The organism is Saccharomonospora iraqiensis subsp. paurometabolica YIM 90007, from assembly GCF_000231035.2.
In the GTDB taxonomy this organism is placed as follows: domain Bacteria; phylum Actinomycetota; class Actinomycetes; order Mycobacteriales; family Pseudonocardiaceae; genus Saccharomonospora; species Saccharomonospora paurometabolica.
The window spans coordinates 72,907-76,516 of record NZ_KI912263.1; the positions used below are offsets into that span (position 1 = coordinate 72,907).

At 72.1% G+C, this 3,610-nt stretch carries 3 protein-coding genes; 2 read left to right on the plus strand and 1 reads right to left on the minus strand.

The annotated features are described in order from the left end of the window. Positions 1-72: 72 nt before the first annotated feature. Complete coding sequence (locus tag SACPADRAFT_RS0223695) at positions 73-744, minus strand: DoxX family protein (protein ID WP_007026934.1); 672 nt, start codon at positions 742-744, stop codon at positions 73-75. A 390-nt stretch (positions 745-1,134) separates the two neighbouring features. On the opposite strand from SACPADRAFT_RS0223695, the gene SACPADRAFT_RS0223700 reads away from it, so the two are divergent. Both SACPADRAFT_RS0223700 and SACPADRAFT_RS0223705 read left to right on the plus strand, forming a co-directional pair. Continuing rightward, positions 1,135-2,070: a septum formation family protein gene (locus SACPADRAFT_RS0223700; protein WP_007026933.1), complete on the plus strand. Its 936-nt coding sequence runs from the start codon at positions 1,135-1,137 to the stop codon at positions 2,068-2,070. 80 nt (positions 2,071-2,150) lie between these two features. Then, the gene (locus SACPADRAFT_RS0223705) at positions 2,151-3,533 is read left to right on the plus strand and encodes an Nramp family divalent metal transporter (RefSeq protein ID WP_007026932.1); all 1,383 of its coding nucleotides are present in this window, start codon (positions 2,151-2,153) and stop codon (positions 3,531-3,533) included. Positions 3,534-3,610 lie beyond the last annotated feature (77 nt).

Consider the following 3,610-nt stretch of genomic DNA (forward strand, 5'->3'; position numbering starts at 1 on the left):
GGGCGGGGCCGCCGTCGCGCTGCGGGTGACGTCCCGGTGCGGGTGGCGTCGCGGTGCGGGAGCGGAGCCGGGTCAGTGTCGGTGCGTCGCGGCGGACTTGGCCCGCCCGGCTCCCTTCTTCGCCGCCTTGAGGGCCTTGCCCTTCCCCTTGGCCATCCCGGTGGCCCGGCCCTGCCGCTTCGCCGCCCTGGCCGTGGCCTGCTCGGAGGCCTTGGTGGCCTTGGCCACCGCCAGACCGGCCTTGCCCTGCGCCGCGCCCATCCTGCGCTGCACCTCCCCGGTCTTACCCTGCACCTGGTGACCGACCTCCTCGGCCGCGTGCCGGGTCCGCCAGCCCAGTGACGGCTTGCCGCCCGTGTCGACCGCCGAGATGAGCAGACCGCCCGCGAGGCTCGCGTTCTTGAGGAACTCGGTCAGCTCCTGCTGACGCTTCTGCTGGTCCTGTTCCTCCCAGAACGGGTGACCGACCACGGTCGTGGGGACCAGGCTGCCCAGCAGCAGGACCGAGGAGATCCGCGGCAGCACCCCCACGGTCAGCATCGTGCCCGCGGCGATCTTGACGGCCGCGTCCACCTGGACGAGCGTCACCGGGTCGCTCGGCAGTTCGCCGGCCTTCTCCCCGACGGTCTTGTCGAGCAACGGCTTGGCCGCCTCGGCGTGGGCCTCCTTCTGCCGCAGTGCGTTAATGCCGCCCGCGATGAAGATGGAGGCGAGCAGTGGGCGGGCCACCCGGCGGAGAATCATGCGACCTCCCTGGTCGAGGTGTTCGGACAGGTTCACCGACGACCGGGCTACCCGTTTCCCGCCGACTTCACCCGTGCCGCCCGCGTCGCCACGGACGGCACCGGGCATTCGCCGACACACTGGTCCGAACGTGTGACCTGACTTACATCCCCGGACGGGTGTAACGCACCCGGGTAAGCCGGCGATATTCCAGATGCCCCCGTGGTGCTGGCGGACCCCCGACCTGGCAGCATCACGGGGTTTCCACTGTCCGGACCCGGTCGCGCTGTCCCGGCCCGGTCGCATTATCCGGAGCCCGGATGTTCCTCCGTCGGCCCGGTTGCCGTGCGCCCGCGATGTCGAACCGTCAACATTGAGTGGTTCGTACCGCCACTCGGTAGGGTCTGATCGATGTCGAGACAGGGTTACGCGCTCGGGGTAGTGACGTTGGCGGCCGCCGTGGTACTGGCCGGGTGTGTCAGCGAGGTCGGCGGATCGCCCGCGTTGCCCTCGGCCGACCAGCGTGCCGCCGGGGCGACCGAGGCTCCCGCCGCCACGGGGAGCACCACGGCACCGTCCACGGACCGATCGGTCCCCGGCACGGAACCCGGCGGAACCCCGCCGGGCCTCGCCGGGACCGGTGACTGTGTCTCCACCGACGCCACCACGGTCGTCGACTGCGCCGGACCGCACACGGTGGAGATCGTCGACACCGGCACCCTCGACGACGCCGCCGACGACGACGGCGCCACCCCGCCACCCGAGCAGGCGGTGTACGAGGCGGTGCTGCCGGACTGCCGGACCGCGGTGGCGGACTTCCTGGGCAGTGCCGACTACGACGTCAGCACACTCGGTGCGTGGTTGTTCTGGGCGGACGAGGACCGGTGGGACGAGGGTCAGCGCTGGTACCGCTGCGGGGTCGCGCAGGTGAACGCGGACGGGGAGCCACGCACCCGACAGGGGTCGCTGCACGACGCCCTGGCCGGCGACGACGGCCTCGACGGGTTCCGGCTGTGCTCGCGGGAGCGTCCCGCGGACGAACGGCCCCGGGCGGCGCCGTGCGACGGGCCGCACCGGAGCGAGGCCGTCGCCGCGATACCGCTGGGGACGCCGGACGGCGCGCTCCCGGACGTGGAGAAGATCAACGCACTGGGCCGGCAGGAGTGCGGGCAGGCCGTACGCGGGTACCTCGGCGCCGACCGGGACGACATCGGCGCGGCCTGGCGCTGGCCCCGAGAGGCGTCCTGGCGCCAGGGATTCACGAACCTGCTCTGCTTCGCCGAGACCGAGCAGCCGGTCGACACGCTCCTGCGCGACATCGGCACGGAGCCACTCCCGACCGCGTGACGGTGCGTAGGCGGTGCGCACCGCCGACGTGACCCGATTTCCCGGTTCCCACCGGTCCGGTCGCGCACTACCGTGCCGCCATGGCGAACGACGTCCACGACGACGGCGTGCCCGACCGGACCGGCCCGACGACCGGCCCCCCACCGGCACCCACGGGGGCCACCGGGCCCACGGCGCCCGAAATGCCCGAGGTGCCGACGACGTGGCGGGGGCGGATACGCCAGCTCGGGCCGGGAATCATGGCCGCGGCGACCGGCGTGGGCGCCGGCGATCTCGTGGCCACGATGGTGGCGGGCTCCCGCTACGGCTACACCCTGCTGTGGGCGGTGCTGCTCGGCACGGTCTTCAAGATCGCGCTCGCGGAGGCGGTCGGGCGCTGGCACCTGACCTCCGGACGGACCCTGCTGGCGGGCTGGCGCACGCTGGGCCGGTGGGTGCTGGTCTACTTCGGCGCCTACACCGTCGTCTGGGGGTTCGTCTACGGGGCCACCGCCATGTCGGCCTCCGGCCTCCCGCTCAACGCGCTCGTCCCCGGTGTGTCCGTGCGGTACTGGGCCATCCTCTGTGGCCTGCTCGGGTTCGCGCTCGTGTGGTTCGGACGGTACGCGGTGCTGGAAAAGATCATGACGGTGTTCGTCGGCGTCATGTTCGTGACCGTGGTCGGAACCGCCGTGCTGGTGGCCCCGAACCTGGCCGAGGCGGCGGGCGGGCTCGTGCCCCGGCTGCCGGACGGGTCACTGGTGTACGCCCTGGGCCTCGTGGGCGGGGTCGGCGGCACCATCACGATGGCCGCCTACGGCTACTGGACCCTGGCGAAGGGCTGGCGCTCGTCGCGCTGGTTGCCGATGATGCGGTTCGACAACGTCGTCGGCTACGTGACCACCGGCGTCTTCGTGGTCGCCATGCTCGTGGTCGGCGCCGGGATGCTGGCCGGGACGGACGTCATCGCCGGCGACATCGGTCTGCTCCTGCTCGGCGACCGGCTCGCCGTCGAGTACGGCGAATGGGCCCGCGTGCCGTTCCTGGTCGGGTTCTTCGCCGTGTCGTTCACCTCGCTGATCGGGGTGTGGAACGGGGTGAGCCTGCTGTTCGCCGACTGGTGGCGGACCTGGCGCCTGCCCGCACACGCGACCGGCACCGACACCGTCGGCGACATCGCCACCACCGACTACGACCGGCGGGCGGGCGTGCGCAGCAGGCCCTACCGCGTCTACGTGCTGTGGCTGACGTTCCCGCCGATGGCGCTGCTGTTCCTCGACCGGCCGTTCCAGCTCACCGTGGCCTACGGCGTGCTGGGGGCGCTGTTCATGCCGTTCCTCGCGGGCACACTGCTGGTCCTGCTGAACTCCGCACGGCTGCCGCGCGAGTTCCGCTCCCGGACGGTGTCCAACACGCTGCTCGTCGTCTGCCTCGCCCTGTTCGCCTACCTGGCGGTGGACCAGATAGTCGGCCTGTTCGAGTGAACCGTGCAGGACTCCTTCGCGGCGCCGGACGCCGTGAAGGCCCCCTTCCCTGCATCACACGCAGGGAAGGGGGCCTT

Bases quoted from the DNA above. Each gene is read 5' to 3' on its own strand.
- SACPADRAFT_RS0223695 (WP_007026934.1), bottom strand. From the start codon at position 744: ATGATTCTCCGCCGGGTGGCCCGCCCACTGCTCGCCTCCATCTTCATC.
- SACPADRAFT_RS0223700 (WP_007026933.1), top strand. From the start codon at position 1,135: ATGTCGAGACAGGGTTACGCGCTCGGGGTAGTGACGTTGGCGGCCGCC.
- SACPADRAFT_RS0223705 (WP_007026932.1), top strand. From the start codon at position 2,151: ATGGCGAACGACGTCCACGACGACGGCGTGCCCGACCGGACCGGCCCG.